Origin of the sequence: Bacillus sp. Xin1 (genome assembly GCF_013314535.1) — a bacterium.
In the GTDB taxonomy this organism is placed as follows: Bacteria; Bacillota; Bacilli; order Bacillales; family Bacillaceae_G; genus Bacillus_A.
In genome coordinates this window covers 1-19,518 of the sequence record NZ_JABUAE010000043.1, presented here as the reverse complement: position 1 = coordinate 19,518, position 19,518 = coordinate 1, and the positions used below count along the sequence as shown (strand labels likewise).

The following is a 19,518-nucleotide window of genomic DNA, read 5'->3' as shown; positions in this document are numbered from 1 at the left end:
TATATCAACGTTTATAAGCCTTTACACCTAATATAGTGTCCGAAAAAGTGACCGATATTAGTTAATAAGATTTTTAGAGAGGTCTTTCATTAAGTTACTAAACTTATTGGAAGCCTCTTTTTTTATGTTCTTTGTCATGTGTGCGTATATGTCCATTGTTGTATTAATATCGGAGTGTCCGAGTCGTTCCTGTATCTCTTTTATGTGTACATTTGCTTCAATTAACAAAGAGGTATGAGTATGTCTAAATGAATGAGGTGTTACTTGTTTTTGTATAGATGTTTTCTTAAGTAATCGCTGCATTCTAATTGATAAATGCTTAATTGTCTTAGGATAACCTTCATTGGTTGAAAAAATAAAATCATTGTCTTTATAAAACGGCTTGTTATCTGTTATTATTTTTTCTTGTTGTTGTTTGTGTTGCTTGAGCATAGCAACTAAAAGAGGGTCTATTGTTATAGTACGAATGGAACCTTCTGTTTTTGGTGTCAGTAATGTATATTTTAACTTGTTGTTTGATGGATTGTAGTAAGTTTTTATAACTCTTAGTGTATGTTCGTCAAAATCAATATCAGACCATTTTAAAGCGATCATTTCGCCTATTCGTAAGCCAGTATACGCTAGCATAGTAAAGGCTAATAAGTCACCTTCTAATCCATCATTTTTAGTAACCGTTAGAAATTCCTCTAATTCTTCTTTTTCAAGAAACTTTTCATGAATTTCATTACCTTGTTCAAGATCAGAGACAGTTTTCTTTTTCTTAGGTAGTTTAATTCCTTTAGTTGGTATATCCTTAATCAATTTATTTTCTTGAGCATACACAAAAACCATGTTAGTAGATGAATGAATACTTGAAATGTAGTTAGAACTGAAAGTATTTGCTAACTTATCTATTGTGTCCTGGTATGCTTTTTTAGTGATTTTTTGAATAGGTATGTGTCCAAAATCAGCAATAACACGATCTAAAGCAATTTTTCTTGCTCTTATGCTACTTACTTTTGCCCCTTGAGATTCATAATGCTTTAACCAGTCCTTACACATTGTTTCAAAGGTTATTTTTAATGGCTCGATATATTCGCCATTATGAAATTGTCTTTCGAATAAAGCGGCTGCAAGTTTTGCATCTTTTTGAGTTAAAAAACCAGACTTACTCTTTTTTATTTCTTTTCCTGTTACGGGATCAGTACCCATATATGCACGAAATGCCCACTTTTTTCCCTTTTTATAGATGTATGCCATCGGATTCCCCTCTTTTTTATGTTAGTAAATCATAGTGATCAATAAATAAGGTGTCAGTTCCTTCAATTTCATCATTAAAGAATTCAATGCCCCATTCAATTATATAATCATCTAATTTGTCATAGATATAAGCTTCCGCATACGGAGGTAATTGAGGTTGATCTAAACTAAATTCAAAAATGGGAGAGATTCCAATGTGTACATCATTGATAAGTTTTTTTTCGTTTATCCAGTACTTTACTTCTACATGAAAATCAAATTCATGATATTCCCATTCATACCTAAGTTTGCAATGTAATTTTAATTGTGTTTCGATCTTTGAAATATACTGATATCCCTGTCCTTCTTCACTGGCAACATGAGTAGATTCATCCATTGATATTCTTGGTTCCTTGGTAATAACTTTAAATTCTGGCTTTATATCAATGTAAGAAATTAGGTCGCCAGGTTTGCACTTTAGTAATTCACATAATTGTCTCATGGTATCAAATTGAATTCCCGATCCATAATTATTGTACAAGTTAGAAATGGTTGTCCTAGATAAAGTAGTTCTATCTTTAACCTTTTGAATGTTCAGCCCTCGTTCAGCCATTAAAACCCTTAAATTACAATGAATTAGTCCCATAAAAATAAACTCCTTTTTTGATTAATTTACCCTAATGATATCATAACTAATCAAAATAACCAATATACTAATCAAAATGACTTGACAACCAATTATCTTAGCATTATGATGAATGTGTAAATCGGAATAACCAATACACTAATCATTTTGCTGTTTGTGTTGTTTATAAAGGTGGTGAAATAGTTGATTGTATTAAAATCTCGTAGTGAATTTAATGGGATTATTGCAAAAAGAGGTTTTTCTAAACGTGCTTTTGCACGTGAAAGCGGTGTGTCAGAAGCAACATTCATTCAAATTTCAAATGGAAAACAATCGCCAAGACCTGATACTGCAAAAAAAATTTGCGATACTTTGCTATTAAGCTTTGATGATATTTTTGTGATTGAGGAGAGGGCGACCAAAAAATAAAAGAAGGTGAGTAGAGTGTTAAATGTTCAGATTGATGAAAAGACAGTTAATTCAATGTTGGAACAAGCAATAAACGAAAAAGTTGAGGAATTAGCTGCACAAAAATACTTCATGACTTATAAAGAGTTGTCCGAGTATCTAAACATTAGCAAACCAACTATCGATGAACATTTTCTGAAAAATGGTCTCAAATACTACAGATGCGGAAGTAAGTATCTGTTTAAGAAAAATGAAGTAGATGCATTTTTGGACGATATGACTTCCAATATGAATGCTACTAATAACGATATAAAACTTTATCAAAGTTTGCTTTAAACCAAATAGCGCTTTTGGTTGGTTAGATGGTCTAAGTGGGAGGTGTGAATACATATGAACGGAGTATTGTCTGCAACGAGGTTAATGAAGGCGCATGAAATTGTAAAACGATGTGCTGTAGCAAGAAAAAATCCTGAGATTTTAGAAGCTATGGAATTAGAAGCAAAACAAAAGTTATATGAAATGAATAAATAAGGAGTGTTGGAAACATGCGGGATGTAAGGGATTTAGCATTTGGATTAGATCATGAAGTAGGTCAAATTAAAGGACATGCAGATACTTTAATTGATGTGGAAACCCTATTAGGTCAATTAAATGACAGAATGTTAGAAGTAGAAATGAAAGGTGAAGAAAAAAGCTACTACAAAGAGCATCACAGAACGATTAGAATATTGTGGCATGTCATGCGGCAATTAAAAACTGAATTAATCGGAAGTGTTGAAGAATTCGATAAAATCAATACAGATTTATTCAATGAGGTTGTGAAGAATGGCGAAAAAAGACAATAAAAAAAGATATATGAACGGCGAATTCATATATCTTCATGCGAATTTAATTGATTACTTACATTCTAACATTAAGTTACTTTAACGGCAATGGGGGTGATAAATATGCTCGATAACTTTAATAATATACCAACAGAATTAAAAAACACTCCTAATTGGGTCTTGTGGAAATCGCAAGTTAGATCTGGGAAAACAACAAAGGTACCATATCAACTTAATGGAACTATGGCTCAATCAAATAACCGTAATACTTGGTCTACTTTTGAAGACGTTTTGGAAGAGTATCAACAAGGTGATTATAACGGAATTGGTTTTATGTTTTCTAAGGAAGATGTATTCATAGGGATTGATATAGATCATTGTGTCCAGGAAGGTGAATTTACAGATTTAGCCGAGGATATTATGAAGCTTGTTCCAAGTTATACAGAATACTCGCCAAGTGGTGAAGGTATTCATATTATTGCAAAAGGAAAGCTACCTTTGAGGGGAGTGGGTACAGGCAAGAAAAATCCTTCTATTGGATTGGAAGTATATAGGCATGGACGGTATTTTACTTTCACTGGGAACAGTATAAATAATTCCCCTGTGGAGGAATCGACTGAAAAATTAAAAGTTCTTTTTCAAAGATATATAGAAAAGAAGGAAGTACCTGCAACACCAAAAACACCCTATATTTCAAAGAAAAGCAACATAAGCATTCTATCTGATGCAGAACTTTGGGAGCGAATGTTTGATAGTAAAAGCGGTGCATCCATTAAAGATTTATTCCAGGGCATGTTGATTAACGGTGACCATTCTTCAACTGATATGGCTTTATGTAATCATCTAGCATTCTGGACAGATAAAGATGCTGCAAAGATGGATTCCATGTTTAGAGAATCAGCTTTAATTCGTGAAAAATGGGATAAACCACATTCTTCGGATGGCCGTACATATGGACAAATGACAATTGAAAAGGCAATTGAATCTATCCACAGTTCTGTTTCGGATTATAACCATAGTTCTGATTACAACCGAAAAAATGATGTTCATTATTTGGTAAATGAACAAGTTGAAACAACGGGTATAAAGAAAGGCTCCTGGTGGGGCGAAAATAACGGAAAGATTAGTTTTTTGCATCATATCATGGTCGACTATATTTTACAGGAAAATAAAATTGTTCGTTTTCCAAATGAAGATGGTGATATCTATGTTTACAACAAAGCTACTGGAATATACGAACTGGATAAAACGTGTAGGAAATTACGTTCACTTGTTCGTGATGCAGAGATATTAAAAAGAAATCAAGTGCGTGAAGTACAAGAATACATTATGGACATGTCACCAGTAGTAAATGAAGAATCCAAGAATTATATAGCAGTAGAAAATGGTTTATTGCATCTTGATAGTATGCAATTTAAAGAGTTTACACCAGATGTATTTGTAACGAAAAAAATACCAACAAAATATAATTTAAAGGCTTTTGATCCATTTGTTGAAAGAACGCTGATGAAAGTATCTGACGGACATCTACCTACTATCAAAAATATTCATGAAATGTTTGGAGCAGTTTTGTATCCGAATTTGTTAGTGCCGAAAATGTTTTATCTGTATGGACGTAGTGCTCATAACGGTAAATCTACAGTTTTATATATGATACAGAAAACGTTCAATTCTGGAGAAAACATATCAGCAATAAGCCCACAGAAATTAGCGGAAAATGCTTTTGCGGGTAGTAGTATTTATGGGAAATTGGCAAATATCGTAGACGATCAACCCGATGAGGTAATACGTGATAGTGGAACATTAAAAACTATCATTACAGGTGGATATGTCGATATCGAATATAAAGGGAAGGGTAGTCAAACAGTACAAATGAATACGGTATGTATTACAGCTAGTAATCACTATCCTAATTTCAGAGAACATGGCAATCAGATTAATAAACGACTGCATATTTTACCGTTTGATCATAATTTTATGAATGACCCAAACCGTATATCAGAAATGGAAAGCATGAAACGACTTGAGACAGTAAGTGCAAGGGAATATGTCTTGAAATTGGCTGTAGATGCAATAAAGGAAATGAAGCAACGTACGGTTGATATCCTAACATACAACGAGAAGGCGGAAGAAGCTAAACAAAAATTTATGGAGTATAATGATCCGCTTGCAGACTTCTTTTTTGAATATGATAAGCAGTTTTTTGAAGAAGTCAGGGGGACGGATGCTTTAAAGGCATATGACGAGTGGTGCAAAGATAACCACGTTCCGCATCCGTTAGGGCAAAAACGATTCAAAGATTCAGTATGTACTAAGTATGAAATGGAATGGAAAGATAAGATGATAAAAATTAATGGTTCATGGAAAACGGTTAAAGGGTTTAAATCAAAACCAGCAATAAAATAGCAATAAGCACAAACCTTAGAGTTGCAAGGCTTTAGAGTGTTTGTATTGCGGAGTAAGCAATAAAGCGGCAATAAGTATGAACCTTAGAGCCATAAGGATTTATGGTGTTCGTATTGCTAGTTTCTATTAATAAATTATTAAAAATGCATTTATGTGTATAACAAATATACATATTAATCATTTGTGAGAGAAATGCACGAATGAGATATGATAACCAGCAATAAGCAATAAAATATGTACAAGCCTTAGAGTGACGAGGAATTGGACTTATTGCTGGCTTGTTGCTTTGTTGCTAAAAAAGTAGCAATAAAGCAATTTTTATTAAAGGGATGTGTAGAAATGGCAACTAAAAAAGCTCCAATCGTACTAGCAATAGAAAGAGACGTATCAGGAAACCTTAGTACATGGTGTCAATACTGTAGAAAGTTTCATCATCATGGAACAGGTGAAGGTCACAGGGATGCGCATTGTATAGAGGAAGATAGTCCTTATATTCGTACAGGCTATGTTCTAAAGAAGATGAAGCTGGGTGGTAAAGAGATTAGTAGAAAAGAGAATTAAATCTAAGTAGGTGATATGTAATTGGTTTGCCTAAAAGATTATCAAAAGTTAGAAGAAGATATCGCTTATTTGGAATACAAGTTAAATAGAATAAATGCTGAAATAAAACGTCAGAGGGATTGGGGTAAAGATATAGTATCCGTTGATCCAGGCGATGAGGAAACAGAAAAGATACTGGATCAACTTAAGAAGGAGCTTACCTTTAGGAAAGAACAAATGGAAAAGCTTGTTCACCTGATAGATAAATTTAAAAATGTTGAACACAAAATACTTAAGATGAAATATATCGATGGAATGACGTTAGAAGGCATAGGAACCAAATTAAATTATAGTTCTAACTATATTAAGCTTAAACATGCTGAGATTATAAGAAGGATTAGGTTTGCTGAGAGATTAAAGGCAGGAGGATAGAGAACTGTGAAAGGTATTGAAATAAACGATTTATCATAACCCCCCCTATCAAAAATAAAAGACATACATGTTTTGGGAGATAGGTGAGAGGGAGGCAAGTGTGCACCTGGGAAAGATTTTTAAAAAATAAAGGGGGGTGTTTTACTACAAAAAGAGCTGGAAACATAGATGTATCAAGGGTTTTGAGGTTGTCACACTATGTGTCACGCCTGTTAGAATACAACAAATGTGACAAGTGAAAAATCCCTATAAACCCATTCATATCAATGGTTAGAGGTTTGGTGTACTTCATTTGTTGTACTGCAAACATTATCGGAAAAAGTGGGGATGTTATACCTTTAATTTGTCGATAATTGTCGAATTCAACTAAAAAGAAGGTGTGGGAAATGATAGGGAATTGTTTGCAATCTATCCTCGATAACTTAAGTGAAAAGGAACGATCCAAATTAGATAAGCTTATTCAAAAGTACAATACTGCAGTTGAAGAGGGGGATCCTGTGCATCATCAACTGTGTATGGAACTAGTCGAAGCATATCAAAATATTAAATCGGAACAGGGTAAATACTAGTTTTATAGCAAAGGTAATAGAGCATCAAATTTATTGAAAGGAGGTGTGAAAAATGATTAGACATTATGAAAGTGCATCTAAATTCCACGAATCTAGAGATATGACGGAATTAAAGAATCTAATAAAAAGAAGAAAAGGCCAGGTTTGGGAAAGACGAAACGGAGTATGGAGACAGCTAGACAAACGGGAGCAACTACTTAAGCAAATCGATAATATGTTAGTGAAATTTAAATAAGTACAAAAAAGCATAGGGTGTTCTGGACCAACATCCTATGCTCAATCAAAAAACAAAATACAAGGAGAATTATATCATGACTACAACAATTAAAAATAAAAAAGAAATTCGTTCAGCTTTTGCAAATTATGTGACAGGTAATATAAGTGAGAAAGAAGCTCGTTCATTAGGGTTATCCGTTTCAAATAGTGGAAAAGCCTTCATTCCAACATCTATAGCTAATGAAATCATTAGTTATGTGGAAGAAGAAAATTTACTAAGAAAATACGGGAAAGTAGTTACAGTTGATGGAAATCTAAGATATCCAGTTTTGACTGAGGAATCAAATATCAAAATTGAAGTTCATTCAGAAGAACGTGATAAAGAAAATGAAATTGAAGTGAATAGCATTGGATTAACTGCAGATGTTTTATCACCTGTGGAATTTGATTCTATTTCAAGGGTAAAACGAAAAATATTAAAAATGAATACAGGAGCAGTTAGTTTAGCAGATTTAATTGTGGAATTAATGAAAAAAGAGTATCTAAAAAAAGAAATTGATTACATGTTTAATGGAGATAATGCAGGTGCTTTTAACCCTGGATCATTGCTAAATAGAGCAAAAGTATTTACACCAACTCAAACAGATCCAGTAGCAATTATTAAAGAGCTAAAAAATAAACCATCTACTAACGTGATTAACAAGGCAAGATGGATTGTAAACAAAACAGCTCTTGAATACGTCGAAGATTTAAAGTTACCAAATGGGGAACCGGCTTTAAAAACAATTGATCCTGTGGATGGTGGAGTAAGCTACATGTTAATAGGATTTCCACTGGATTGCACAGATGCAGTGAAAGGATCAGTAGATTCATCGGCAGTATTTTACTTTGGGGACTTTGCATCCTTCGTTATTCAGGAAAATTCAGATGGATTGGAAATTGAAGTTATGAAGGAAATGTATACGAATGTTAATGAAGTAGGATTGAAATTATACAACCTTCTTGATGGGAAGCTAATCTATTCAGAGGTAGAACCAACTGTGTATCGTTTGGAGATTAAATGATTTTACTATATTTGTAAGTATGATGTGATTTTTAGGGATATTGATGTGAAATTGATATCCCTTTTAATTGGAAAAAGAATATTATTGACTATTTTCAAAAATATAAGTTTATAGGTTGACGTTTTTTAAATAAAATGTAAAAATAAGAGGACGAAATATTAAAGGATGGGAGTGTCGTCTTTGCCTTTTAAACTGAATGTTGATGAAGATAGTATCAGACAAATCATTCGAAGGGTTCAAGCATCGTTGTCTAAGGCCAGCGATAGATTAGCAAATGATTATGGATTTAACAATGGTCATGGGATGGCGAAATGGAGTTTTATATATCCTCATCAACTTGGGAATGACGCAGAAGGGCTTGTTTCGTTCAAAACAAAGAGGAATGGCTGGAAAGTTACAGGGCTTGTTGATACAACAAGTAAGACTTTATTTTTCCTGTTGTCTCAAGACAATCTTGATGCTAGGCAGACAGGAAAGATAAAGCCTAAAGTAATGCATTATATTTCTGCCATTTCAGGGGTATGTAATGCGGATTTTGAGGGAAAATTAGATTTGAGTCAGAGAAGAGCGATACAGATATCATTTGGCTTGGATTTCGATGAAGAGGAAGCTCATCAAATATATAAAGAAATGCTTCAAGCGTGTCCTTGTGAGATTGAACAGTTCTGTGTGATTAGTCTTGATATGAAAGGCTATGAATTAAAATCCGTTAAAGCTAATATATTAAATGAAAATTTAGATACGCTTTATAAAGAGGATTGGAGTGACTTTATTACTGTTGCTTCTAATGATGATAGTGATACGGAGAATAAACAACAAGAACAAGAACAAGAACAACATGACATGGACGTTCCACTGAAAACAAAGCGCAAGAAAACATCTGAATAAAATCGCGCTCTTCTCATAGAAAGGGATTTTTTAAGATGATTACATCTAAATTTAATGGTGAAAGATTGAAATTAGCTAGACGCTTTAATGCAATGAGTTTATTGGATTTAGCGGAAAAGCTTTCAATATCTAAACAAATGATTTCTAAGTATGAAAAAAATATTAGTCCACCTGGTGGAGAAATCATGCTTCAACTGGAGGGAGTTCTAGGCTTCCCAAGAAAGTTCTATTTTGAAGATGATACTGTTACAGATAAAGTAGGTAATGCATATTTTAGAGCACTTGCAAAAACTTTGAAGAAAGATCTTGAGGCTCAGAAGTTGAGGCTAGATTTTCTTTCAATTATTTATCAGTTAATCAATGAATATATTGATTTGCCTAAAGAAAATTTACCTACTTTAGATGTAGATAATATGAATATAGAAGAGATGGCTGTACAAGCTAGAGAGTTTTGGGGACTGGGAGATAAACCAATAAAAAATATGGTTGAGCTCTTAGAGGTAAATGGAATAATTGTTTCTACTTCAAGAATAAATGTTGCTGAAATTGATGCATATACACAAACAAGGAAAATAAATGGTTCAGATGTTTATTTTGTAGTATTAGGAAATGATAAAGGTAGTAGATATAGAAGACAGTTCGATGCAGCACATGAACTTGCTCACATATTGATTCATGAACCATACCTTGACTTATCTACATTGTCCAAGGATGAGGAAAGAGAAATGGAACAGCAGGCAAATGATTTTGCTAGTGCATTTCTACTACCTAAAGAACCTTTTATTAGAGATGTTAGTATGTTTCCGATTGACCTAGACCATTATGTTTTTATGAAGAAAAAATGGCATGTTTCTGTGGGAGTAATGGTTAGAAGGGCATACAATTTAGGAGTAATCACTTTCAATCAATATTCGTATTTGCAAAGACAAATGAGTAAAAATGGTTGGAGAAAAAAAGAACCATTAGATGGACAATTTAAGCCTACAAGCCCAGTTTTAATTAAAAAATCAATCCTTACATTGCTTGAAAATGATGTTTTTGATGGTAATAGCATTTTAGAAGAACTTTCAAATGAGTATCAATTAAGCCTACGTGAAGATATGTTTGAGGCATTGACGGGTTTAGAAGAAGGTACACTATCTAGATTTAGAAGTGATAGTTCTAATGTAGTATTAGCACTGAAAAGAAATGCTAGATCGAATAAGACAGTATAAAATGGATTAGGTAATGAAGAAAGCCGCTCATTTTTAGATGGGCGGCTTGTTCTTTAATATTTTATTTTTCTTTTTCTTCTTCTTTGTAATTCAACGCAATCTCTACTATTTCTTCTGGTGTTAAGTCACTGAAATCCCAAAAGATTATATCGCTTGGAGCGGGATGAGGCACACCACTATTATTAAATTGGTTTACGTATTCATTAAGTTCTTCTTCAGGTAATTTAGGGTTACAAATCTTCGTTACAAGTTCAATAAGTTCTTCTTTCGTCATTTTGAGTGTCATACTAACCATCCTTTCATAATTATTAACCTTTTTTACCGAAATGATATGAACGATCTAAAATATTTTGATGCATATTAGGAGAAACAATTATTAAGTTATCGAGATTGTACACATCTCCACCCTGGTGAATTGGTTGTTTATGGTGCAAAATATATTGATTATGCTGACCATACTTCTCAGATAATGGAGCGAATGGAGCTTTACCCTCTTTCATAAGGTTTATATTTCTTTGGTTAAACTCTTTCGCATAGTTTGAATCAGCAACTGTTTTCCAAAACTCTCCTCTAAATTCATCAAACGATTTGAATTCTTTCCCAACTAACTTATCACGTACTTCTTTTGGAATAACACCAATAGAACCACCATTATACATTAATTTCTTTTGAGTTCCTAAGCTTCGTTCAAGATTAAAACTTGAAGTTACTGTTCCTGGAGAATTTCTTTTTTGGGCACTTGAAGTCGTAGTCTTTGCAAAATTATAATAGGCTTGATTCAATTCGCTTTGAGGTATCTTGGTTATGATATTTCCACCAGAGAAAGCAAAAGAAACATCTTTCTTAAAAGATTGTAAAATCTCAGATGCTTGCTTCATTTCTTTTATTAGCGTTACTCCTTTTGTGAATGTACTTGCTCCACTTGATGCTTTTACTCCTTTTGTAACCAGGCTTGCTTTACCTAGTCCCTTATCGAGAATTAAACCGAGCCCTATTTGTGTTAATCCATAAGTAATCCATTGTGTACGGCTCTCTGCATCGCCATCTATCATATCTCGTTTCATAGTACTTGAAAATGCATGCCACATATTTTTTGCCGTTTCATCCAAATGTAAAATCGCATATGTAACATTAATAAAAGTTCCTATATCCATATTCCTTATATCCATGTTACTTAAAGTTTCCATGGACTTGATTCCATCTTCAACAGCTTTCCCTGTTCCGATTACAGTACCATTCCACATCTTTTTTACTGTTTCGAACATTTTAACTACATCGTCTACCTTATCGTCCCAAGCCTTTCTAATCGGAGATTTTTCTTCTAGCCTACCGCACATTTCTCCATCTTTAATCGAATTATCAGCCTGACGCTTCCTATCTTCTGTAATTTCTTGAATAGAAGTCACCCACTCCATATTCAATCCTTGTATACTAAATGTACCACTTGCAGGACTAAAACCTTTCCCACTTTGGACTTCAGCCAAACCCGTCGCAATGCTAGCCGCTAATTGAATTGCTGTACTATAATTATTACTAGATGTTTGGTTAAACTCATACAGGTGATCTAACTTTTCTTGCAGTTTTTTCCTCATAGCAGTGAAAAGATTCGCCATAGCATCCATACCTGGAATTGGTATAGTTTGAATGATGGCTTCCATACTTGCTTTCATTCGGTCAATTTCTTGAATTTGTTCTAATATTTCTTGTTCGATTACATCAGTTGAAGCTACCTTTGATTCAAATTGACTTGGAAAGGCATTATTCTGAACGATTAATTCTTCACATAAATAAATAATCCCTTGTGCTAAAGGACGAAAGGTTTGTACAAAAAATGATTTTGCACTGCTATATGTTTGTCCTTGCAGAACAGTATCAATTGCAAAAGCGTCAATCGATTGAATGACTTGTTCCATACCTTGAATCGTCGCGGTACATACAGCGTTCATACTTTGTGTTTGGGTATGTACTTCCCCTAGATACATGTTTAAACTCATGAATTTTCCTCCTAAACAAGTAAATCATACCAATTTAAGGAGATAACTGTAAATATTACATTGTAATGAATTTATTAGAGGTATTAAAATACCTCAAAGCGAACTTATCCATATTCCAACTAAAAAGGAGAAACAACATGCCGGAAAACAAAGAAAAATCAGTCGGAACAGGCGTGAAAAAATCAACCATTCAACAAGCTTTACGTATTGCTAAATGGTCTGTGAAACAAGGGTGGAGCGATGAAGAATTTTGGGAAGCCATTGAATTACTTCAATCTCATCAAGAAGATGGACAACAAACAACAGAAGAAAAGTTAGAGAGTCTTCCAACATTGTATAACGACATTAAGGATTATCCAGTTTTATTGAACGTTGACCATGTGACAAACATATTAGGCGTTTCTACTAGCAAGGTTTATGAAATTATGAGGGAGAATGGTTTTCCCTTAATTAAGATAGGGAGCAACAATAGGGTTTTAAAAGAGGATTTTATTAATTGGCTTAAGGGAAAAGCAGCGGCACAAGGCGGTATAACATGAATGGATTGAATACTCGCAAGTATCAAGGATGATTGAAGAAATAGATGATGATGAAAAGGTTATGAACATTATTCATACCCTTGGTGGTGTCCGAAAAGTGTCCGGATGGGTTTGGAATTGTATATTTTTAAGTAATGGGGTTGCTGAAAAAGACTGATATAATAACCTTTTTTGTTTCTGTTTTCTTCTATTATATGTACAACTTGATGGGCGGCATGATGTAATTTCATCCGCTGGCGGAACATCCATCTCTATATAGAGGTGGATGTTTTTTTGTTTTTTCATTTATATATCCATTTGAATTTTTCAATCTAGAAGTAAGTCGCGGTTATGAAAACAAAACAAGGTCTCCACTCGTTTTCTCCTTCTGTTTTTACGTGGCATAGCGCTAAAACAGGTACTGACCGCTTTTACTCGTGAACGGATCCTCTCTTCCATCTAAAAGGAATGGTTTTGTGTTAGTTTTTCAATCTGTATTTATGTAGAAGTGGATGTATATGAAACCTCTATATTTATAGTGAAGAAAAGTTTTATTGTACAAGGAAAATAATTTCTGTAGAATTTTGTCGCTTTCTCTCTTGACCATATCGATACTTCATTGTTAGAATCTAGGAAGATAATATAAAACAATCCTTCATATATCCTCAATGATATGGTTTGAGAGTCTCTACCGGGTTACCGTAAACAACCTGACTATGAAGGCAGTGCGTCTTATATTTATAAAGAGCGGAATACTATCTTTATAAAGTCAGACCCCTGCCTTTTCTTTGTTATGAGACTGAGGGCGGAGGACTGGCTTTTTTTATTATATTGGTAATGCTTTTTGCCAAATTGGTGAAAATATTTATATACGAGAACTAACGTTGGGGTGATTATTTTGAAGAAACAGCACGATACGATTATCGTTTTAGATTTTGGGAGTCAATACAATCAGTTAATTGCACGTCGAATTCGTGAGTTCGGTGTATACAGTGAACTTCATCCACATACAATTACTGCAGAAGAAATTAAAGCAATGAATCCAAAAGGGATTATTTTCTCTGGTGGACCAAACAGTGTATATGGTGAAAATGCATTCCACTGTGATGAAAAAATCTTTGAATTAGGCTTACCGATCTTTGGTATTTGCTACGGCATGCAGCTGATGACACAACACTTTGGTGGAAAAGTAGAACGTGCAAACCATCGTGAGTACGGAAAAGCAGTTCTGAAAGTAGAGAACGAATCAAAATTATATGCAAACCTTCCAGAAGAGCAAGTTGTATGGATGAGCCATGGTGACTTAGTAACAGGTTTACCAGAAGGTTTCGTAGTAGATGCAACAAGTGAGTCTTGTCCAATTGCTGGTATGAGCAATGAAGCGCAAAAATTATACGGTGTACAGTTCCATCCAGAAGTACGTCATTCTGAGCACGGAAATGATTTAATCAAAAACTTCGTATTCGGCGTATGTGGTTGTTCTGAAGGATGGAACATGGAGAACTTTATCGAAGTAGAATTAGAAAAGATCCGTGAAACAGTTGGCGACAAAAAAGTACTATGCGCACTTAGCGGCGGTGTAGATTCTTCTGTTGTAGCAGTATTAATTCATAAAGCGATCGGTGATCAATTAACATGTATTTTCGTTGACCACGGTTTACTTCGTAAAGGTGAAGCAGAAGGCGTTATGAAAACATTTAGCGAAGGCTTCCACATGAACGTTATTAAAGTGGATGCGAAAGAACGCTTTATGAATAAATTAAAAGGCGTTGAAGATCCAGAACAAAAACGTAAAATTATCGGTAACGAATTTATTTACGTATTTGATGATGAAGCTTCTAAATTAGAAGGAATGGACTTCTTAGCACAAGGTACACTGTACACTGACATCGTTGAAAGTGGTACAGCAACTGCACAAACAATTAAGTCTCACCATAACGTTGGCGGACTTCCAGAAGATATGCAATTCAAATTAATTGAACCATTAAATACGTTATTTAAAGATGAAGTACGTGTATTAGGATCAGAACTAGGAATTCCTGATGAAATAGTATGGCGTCAACCGTTCCCAGGTCCAGGACTTGGTATTCGTGTATTAGGTGAAATTACAGAAGAGAAATTAGAAATTGTTCGTGAATCTGATGCAATTTTACGTGAAGAAATCAAAAAAGCAGGCTTAGACCGTGAAATTTGGCAATACTTCACTGCACTTCCTGGCATGCGTAGTGTAGGTGTTATGGGTGACGAGCGTACTTACGACTACACAGTAGGTATTCGTGCAGTAACATCTATCGATGGTATGACAGCTGACTGGGCACGTATCCCTTGGGACGTATTAGAGAAAATCTCTGTACGTATCGTAAACGAAGTAAAACACGTTAACCGTATCGTGTATGATGTAACGAGTAAGCCACCAGCAACAATCGAGTGGGAATAGAATAAGGTTTATTCGCTTAAAGGAGGATCCATCTATGATTTTATGCATAGATGGATCTTTTTTAATCTGTTTATACGAACGAAAATATGAATTTGTGTAAAAATGTTCGTTTTTAAATTGACATATACCTGTGTGTGAGTTAATATGAGTATGTAATTGATACGAAAAATGAATATTACAGCCGTCGTATAATATCGGGGATATGGCCCGAAAGTGTCTACCTAGCTACCGTAAATGGCTTGACTACGAGGTGTTTGTATAAAGGTTAGGGGAAATCTACCTTTGTTTATAGAACGCTTCCATGTATACGCAATGGAGGCCTTTTTTATTTTTATAGATAAAAGAGGGCTAGGGAGGATTACGACGAGTAATCATATAACGGGGGAAACGTAGGATGAAACGTTATTTTCAGTTTGATGAACTCGGCACGAATTATAAAACAGAGTTCATTGCAGGGTTAACGACATTTTTATCTATGGCTTATGTACTTTTTGTCAATCCTGCTACACTGTCACTGGGAAATATTAAAGGGTTACCAGCTGGAACAGGAATGGATCCAGGTGCGGTGTTTGTTGCTACTGCATTAGCAGCAGCAATTGGTTCACTCATTATGGGAATTTTCGCGAAATATCCAATCGCTTTAGCTCCAGGTATGGGAATCAACGCATTCTTTGCTTATACAGCAGTGTTAACAATGGGGATTCCGTGGCAAACTGCGATTGCCGGAACATTAATGTCAGGTATTATCTTTATTATTCTTACTGCTTCTGGTATTCGTGAAAAAATCATTAATGCCATTCCAGCAGAGTTAAAGTTTGCAGTAGCGGCAGGTATTGGTTTGTTCATCGCCTTTCTTGGGTTTCAAAATGCCGGAATTATAGTGAAGAATGATGCGGTCCTTGTTGGATTGGGGGATTTAACAAAGGGTACAACATTACTTGCGATTTTCGGTGTAGTAATTACAGTGATCTTGATGATTAAAAAGATAAATGGCGCGGTTTTCTACGGTATGATTCTTACAGCGATTCTTGGAGTAGCAACAGGGTTAATTGATACACCAAAAGCTATAGTGGGTGCAATCCCGAGTTTAGAACCTACGTTTGGTGTTGCTTTCCAGCACTTCGGAGATATCTTTACTGTTCAAATGGCGATTGTTATTATAACGTTCTTTTTCATTGATTTCTTTGATACAGCGGGTACACTTGTAGCGGTTGCGAACCAGGCGGGATTAATGAAGAATAACAAATTACCACGTGCGGGAAAAGCGTTATTTGCAGATGCGATTGCAACTGTAATTGGTGCGATTCTGGGTACATCTACAACAACGTCTTACATTGAATCGTCTGCAGGGGTAGCGGCAGGAGGACGTTCAGGATTTACAGCAGTTGTAACAGCAGGATTTTTCTTGCTAGCACTTTTCTTCTCGCCATTACTAAGTGTCGTAACTGCGGCTGTAACAGCACCAGCATTAATTATTGTTGGGATCTTGATGGTTTCATCTTTAGGTGAAATTGATTGGAAGAAGTTCGAGATTGCAGTACCAGCATTCTTTACGATTATTTCTATGCCACTTACGTATAGTATTGCAACAGGGATCGCGATTGGATTTATCTTCTATCCGATTACAATGGTTGTAAGTGGTCGACGTAAAGAAGTTCATCCAATTATGTATGTTATGGGAGTTTTATTTGTACTATATTTCATCTACGTTCGTCAATAAAGGGGTTTTTAAAGGTCTAGACTAAGGGGAGTCTAGACCTTTTTTGCGTCTTCAGAAAATCTTAAGGATTTCAGAACGTTTTTCTTCAGAAGTTTTTTTATAATAAGAAATAGGGATTTTAAAAGTTAGGGGTGATATTGTGGCACAAGAAACAATACTTGTTGTAGATGATGAAAAAGAAATTCGGGATTTAATTGCGATTTACTTAAAAAATGAAGGATATAAAGTATTACAAGCTGGGGATGGGGCAGAAGGGTTAGATATATTAGAGAAGAATGAAGTGCATTTAGTTGTGTTAGATATTATGATGCCAAAAATTGATGGGATCCATATGTGTATGAAGGTAAGAGAAGTAAAAGAGATGCCGATTATTATGTTATCAGCGAAAACACAGGACATGGATAAAATTTTAGGATTAACAACAGGAGCGGATGATTATGTAACAAAACCATTTAATCCATTAGAACTTGTGGCGCGGGTTAAATCACAATTGCGTCGATATATGAAAATGAATGGTTTTGTTGTTCAAAATGAAAACGAGATTGAAGTTGGGGATATGAAAATAAATGTCTCAACACATCAAGTAACTGTGATGGATAAAGAAGTGAAATTAACCCCAAGAGAATTTTCAATTCTAGAATTGCTAGCTCGTAATGTTAGTATGGTCTTTAGCGCAGAGCAAATTTATGAAAAGGTTTGGAACGAACGATCCTTTCAATCTGATAATACTGTGATGGTACATATTCGAAAAATCCGTGAGAAAGTCGAAGAGAATCCGAGAAAACCGCGTTATATTAAAACCGTGTGGGGAGTGGGGTATAAAATTGAGAAAGATATTTAGTCCGATTACCTATGTATATGAGAAAATAAAAGGATGGATTAGAAAAGGGATAAAAAGTGTTAGACGGAGTATTCGAATTCAGCTTATTACTACGTTCACTGCCTGTGCATTATTAGGGATTTTTGTATCGACGAAGATAGTGGCACCTATTTTTGAGGATTCAAGTCGAAATGCTGAAATTAATTATAGGGATGGCATGGAGCAAATTAATCGTAAAGCTCAAAGTACAGCAGAAATGATGGTTACGGAAAATAAGTTAGATGCTTTGCAAAATATGATAGAGTTAGAAAATCAAAACTTAGAACAGGGACATGAAGCTTTTAAAATATTAATTACTGATGAAAGTGGTAAGGTTCTGTATAAAACGAAGCAGGCACAAGAGGAACAAATTAATTTGCATAATACAATTCGCAATGTGACATCATTTGCTATCAATTATTCAAATAATAATGATATTGAAAGGTCGAGAAAAGAGTTTATTACTTTTTCACCTATTACAATTGAAGATAAGAACTTATATATGTTTGTGAGTGGAATTCCTCAAGGAGAGGTAGTGTATTATAAAGTAGAAGGTCCATTTCCGTTTCTGATTGGTGTATTTGTATTTATTTTCTCTTTCTTCTATATAACAAAGAGAAAGATGAAGCAAATTGAAGCAATGGCACAAGGGGTAAAAGAAATAGAAAAAGGGAACTTGGCTTATCGTATTGAGAAAAAAGGGGAAGATGAGATCGCTGCATTGACTGAAAATATTAATAATATGGCTGAAGAGCTTATGGTTAATATTGAAAGAGAACGTAAGCTAGAAAAACAAAAAAATGAACTCATTACGAATGTATCGCATGATTTACGGACACCACTTACTTCTATTATGGGATATTTGCGTTTGCTACGTGATTCAAAATATGAAAATAAAGAACAACATGATGAGTATATGAGAATCGCATTTTCAAAATCGGAGCAGTTGAAGAATTTAATAGAGGATTTATTCGAGTATACAAAACTAACGAATGAAAATATTGTCTTGGAAAAACAAGAAGTATGTATGAATGAACTCCTTGATCAATTAATAGAAGAATTAGTGCCACAGGCAGAAGAACATAGTCTTGTATTTATTAAAAAGTTTCCCGAAGAACGTGTGTATGCTGCTGTTGATTCAGAGGAAATTGTTCGTGTATTTGAAAATCTCTTAATGAATGCAATTAAATATAGCAAGGATGATGGAGAAATCAAAGTTTCTCTTGAAAGACAACGTCGTACTATTCAAATCTCTGTTGCGAATTATAGCGAAGAGTTTACAAAAGAGGAGCTAGGGAACTTATTTGAACGTTTTTATAAGAAAGACCAATCTAGAAGTAGAGTCACAGAAGGATCAGGTCTTGGACTTGCAATTGCGAAAAGTATTGTAGAACTTCAAGACGGAGAAATTCGAGCTGAATATGGAGACGGAGTGATTCAGTTTATTGTTTCATTACCAGTTATAGAGGGAAAGTAAATAAAGAAAGTGTTTTGGGAAAAAGACTTACTTAATAAGAGGTAAGTCTTTTTTATATTTTTTTAGAAAAACATATTGACGGTTGTATAAAAGAGGTGTAATATTATAC

The 19,518-nt window shown here is 34.5% G+C and carries 21 protein-coding genes and 2 riboswitches; of the genes, 17 read left to right on the top strand and 4 right to left on the bottom strand.

Annotation, left to right across the window (positions count from 1 at the left end; all coding sequences use genetic code 11):
* Positions 1 to 57: 57 nt before the first annotated feature.
* Together HRG09_RS23635 and HRG09_RS23630 are read right to left on the bottom strand one after the other, a co-directional pair.
* Positions 58 to 1,239 carry a site-specific integrase gene (locus HRG09_RS23635; RefSeq protein ID WP_174103226.1) on the bottom strand — a complete coding sequence of 394 codons (1,182 nt, stop codon included), beginning with the start codon at positions 1,237 to 1,239 and terminating at the stop codon, positions 58 to 60.
* A gap of 16 nt (positions 1,240 to 1,255) precedes the next feature.
* Positions 1,256 to 1,864, bottom strand: a complete 609-nt coding sequence (locus tag HRG09_RS23630; protein WP_174103225.1) for a helix-turn-helix domain-containing protein — start codon at positions 1,862 to 1,864, stop codon at positions 1,256 to 1,258.
* Between the two features lie 183 nt (positions 1,865 to 2,047).
* Between HRG09_RS23630 and HRG09_RS23625 the strand changes: the two genes are divergently transcribed.
* The 12 genes from HRG09_RS23625 (at position 2,048) to HRG09_RS23570 (ending at position 10,404) form a co-directional block, all read left to right on the top strand.
* Entirely contained in the window at positions 2,048 to 2,272 is a 225-nt protein-coding gene (locus HRG09_RS23625; RefSeq protein WP_174103224.1) for a helix-turn-helix transcriptional regulator, read from the top strand.
* A gap of 15 nt (positions 2,273 to 2,287) precedes the next feature.
* Entirely contained in the window at positions 2,288 to 2,587 is a 300-nt protein-coding gene (locus HRG09_RS23620) for a helix-turn-helix domain-containing protein (RefSeq protein WP_309232327.1), read from the top strand.
* A 54-nt stretch (positions 2,588 to 2,641) separates the two neighbouring features.
* On the top strand, positions 2,642 to 2,782 hold the full coding sequence (locus tag HRG09_RS23615; protein ID WP_174103223.1) for a hypothetical protein: 141 nt from the start codon (positions 2,642 to 2,644) through the stop codon (positions 2,780 to 2,782).
* Between the two features lie 14 nt (positions 2,783 to 2,796).
* Positions 2,797 to 3,096 (top strand): hypothetical protein, encoded by a 300-nt coding sequence (locus HRG09_RS23610; RefSeq protein WP_174103222.1) that lies wholly within the window; start codon positions 2,797 to 2,799, stop codon positions 3,094 to 3,096.
* 102 nt (positions 3,097 to 3,198) lie between these two features.
* Positions 3,199 to 5,481 carry a phage/plasmid primase, P4 family gene (locus HRG09_RS23605; RefSeq protein ID WP_174103221.1) on the top strand — a complete coding sequence of 761 codons (2,283 nt, stop codon included), beginning with the start codon at positions 3,199 to 3,201 and terminating at the stop codon, positions 5,479 to 5,481.
* A gap of 339 nt (positions 5,482 to 5,820) precedes the next feature.
* Positions 5,821 to 6,042, top strand: a complete 222-nt coding sequence (locus HRG09_RS23600) for a hypothetical protein (protein WP_174103220.1) — start codon at positions 5,821 to 5,823, stop codon at positions 6,040 to 6,042.
* Positions 6,043 to 6,063: 21 nt separating this feature from the next.
* A complete protein-coding gene (locus HRG09_RS23595; protein WP_174103219.1) occupies positions 6,064 to 6,453 on the top strand; it encodes a sigma-70 family RNA polymerase sigma factor in 390 nt (129 codons plus the stop codon).
* A gap of 386 nt (positions 6,454 to 6,839) precedes the next feature.
* Positions 6,840 to 7,022, top strand: coding sequence for a hypothetical protein (locus HRG09_RS23590; protein ID WP_174103218.1), 183 nt, complete (start codon positions 6,840 to 6,842; stop codon positions 7,020 to 7,022).
* 52 nt (positions 7,023 to 7,074) lie between these two features.
* Positions 7,075 to 7,257, top strand: a complete 183-nt coding sequence (locus tag HRG09_RS23585) for a hypothetical protein (RefSeq protein ID WP_018766651.1) — start codon at positions 7,075 to 7,077, stop codon at positions 7,255 to 7,257.
* Between the two features lie 76 nt (positions 7,258 to 7,333).
* Positions 7,334 to 8,302, top strand: coding sequence for a phage major capsid protein (locus tag HRG09_RS23580; RefSeq protein WP_174103217.1), 969 nt, complete (start codon positions 7,334 to 7,336; stop codon positions 8,300 to 8,302).
* Positions 8,303 to 8,482: 180 nt separating this feature from the next.
* Entirely contained in the window at positions 8,483 to 9,190 is a 708-nt protein-coding gene (locus HRG09_RS23575) for a DUF5986 family protein (RefSeq protein WP_174103216.1), read from the top strand.
* A 35-nt stretch (positions 9,191 to 9,225) separates the two neighbouring features.
* Positions 9,226 to 10,404, top strand: coding sequence for an XRE family transcriptional regulator (locus HRG09_RS23570; protein ID WP_174103215.1), 1,179 nt, complete (start codon positions 9,226 to 9,228; stop codon positions 10,402 to 10,404).
* Between the two features lie 61 nt (positions 10,405 to 10,465).
* Here HRG09_RS23570 and HRG09_RS23565 read toward each other — a convergent pair whose 3' ends face one another.
* Positions 10,466 to 10,690: a bacteriocin immunity protein gene (locus HRG09_RS23565; protein ID WP_174103214.1), complete on the bottom strand. Its 225-nt coding sequence runs from the start codon at positions 10,688 to 10,690 to the stop codon at positions 10,466 to 10,468.
* Positions 10,691 to 10,712: 22 nt separating this feature from the next.
* On the bottom strand, positions 10,713 to 12,398 hold the full coding sequence (locus tag HRG09_RS23560) for a T7SS effector LXG polymorphic toxin (RefSeq protein ID WP_174103213.1): 1,686 nt from the start codon (positions 12,396 to 12,398) through the stop codon (positions 10,713 to 10,715).
* A gap of 137 nt (positions 12,399 to 12,535) precedes the next feature.
* Here HRG09_RS23560 and HRG09_RS23555 point away from each other — a divergent pair, with 137 nt between their 5' ends.
* The 5 genes from HRG09_RS23555 (at position 12,536) to HRG09_RS23535 (ending at position 19,409) form a co-directional block, all read left to right on the top strand.
* Positions 12,536 to 12,937: a helix-turn-helix domain-containing protein gene (locus HRG09_RS23555; protein ID WP_217448150.1), complete on the top strand. Its 402-nt coding sequence runs from the start codon at positions 12,536 to 12,538 to the stop codon at positions 12,935 to 12,937.
* Positions 12,938 to 13,551: 614 nt separating this feature from the next.
* A riboswitch (purine riboswitch) is annotated at positions 13,552 to 13,653 on the top strand.
* Between the two features lie 161 nt (positions 13,654 to 13,814).
* On the top strand, positions 13,815 to 15,353 hold the full coding sequence (gene guaA / locus HRG09_RS23550; RefSeq protein WP_217448149.1) for a glutamine-hydrolyzing GMP synthase: 1,539 nt from the start codon (positions 13,815 to 13,817) through the stop codon (positions 15,351 to 15,353).
* Between the two features lie 164 nt (positions 15,354 to 15,517).
* Positions 15,518 to 15,619: riboswitch (purine riboswitch) on the top strand.
* 128 nt (positions 15,620 to 15,747) lie between these two features.
* Complete coding sequence (locus tag HRG09_RS23545; RefSeq protein WP_174103212.1) at positions 15,748 to 17,073, top strand: NCS2 family permease; 1,326 nt, start codon at positions 15,748 to 15,750, stop codon at positions 17,071 to 17,073.
* Positions 17,074 to 17,212: 139 nt separating this feature from the next.
* Positions 17,213 to 17,914: a response regulator transcription factor gene (locus HRG09_RS23540; RefSeq protein ID WP_174103211.1), complete on the top strand. Its 702-nt coding sequence runs from the start codon at positions 17,213 to 17,215 to the stop codon at positions 17,912 to 17,914.
* Complete coding sequence (locus tag HRG09_RS23535) at positions 17,898 to 19,409, top strand: sensor histidine kinase (protein ID WP_174103210.1); 1,512 nt, start codon at positions 17,898 to 17,900, stop codon at positions 19,407 to 19,409. Before HRG09_RS23540 ends, HRG09_RS23535 begins: the two co-directional genes overlap by 17 nt.
* The last annotated feature ends 109 nt before the right edge of the window (positions 19,410 to 19,518 follow it).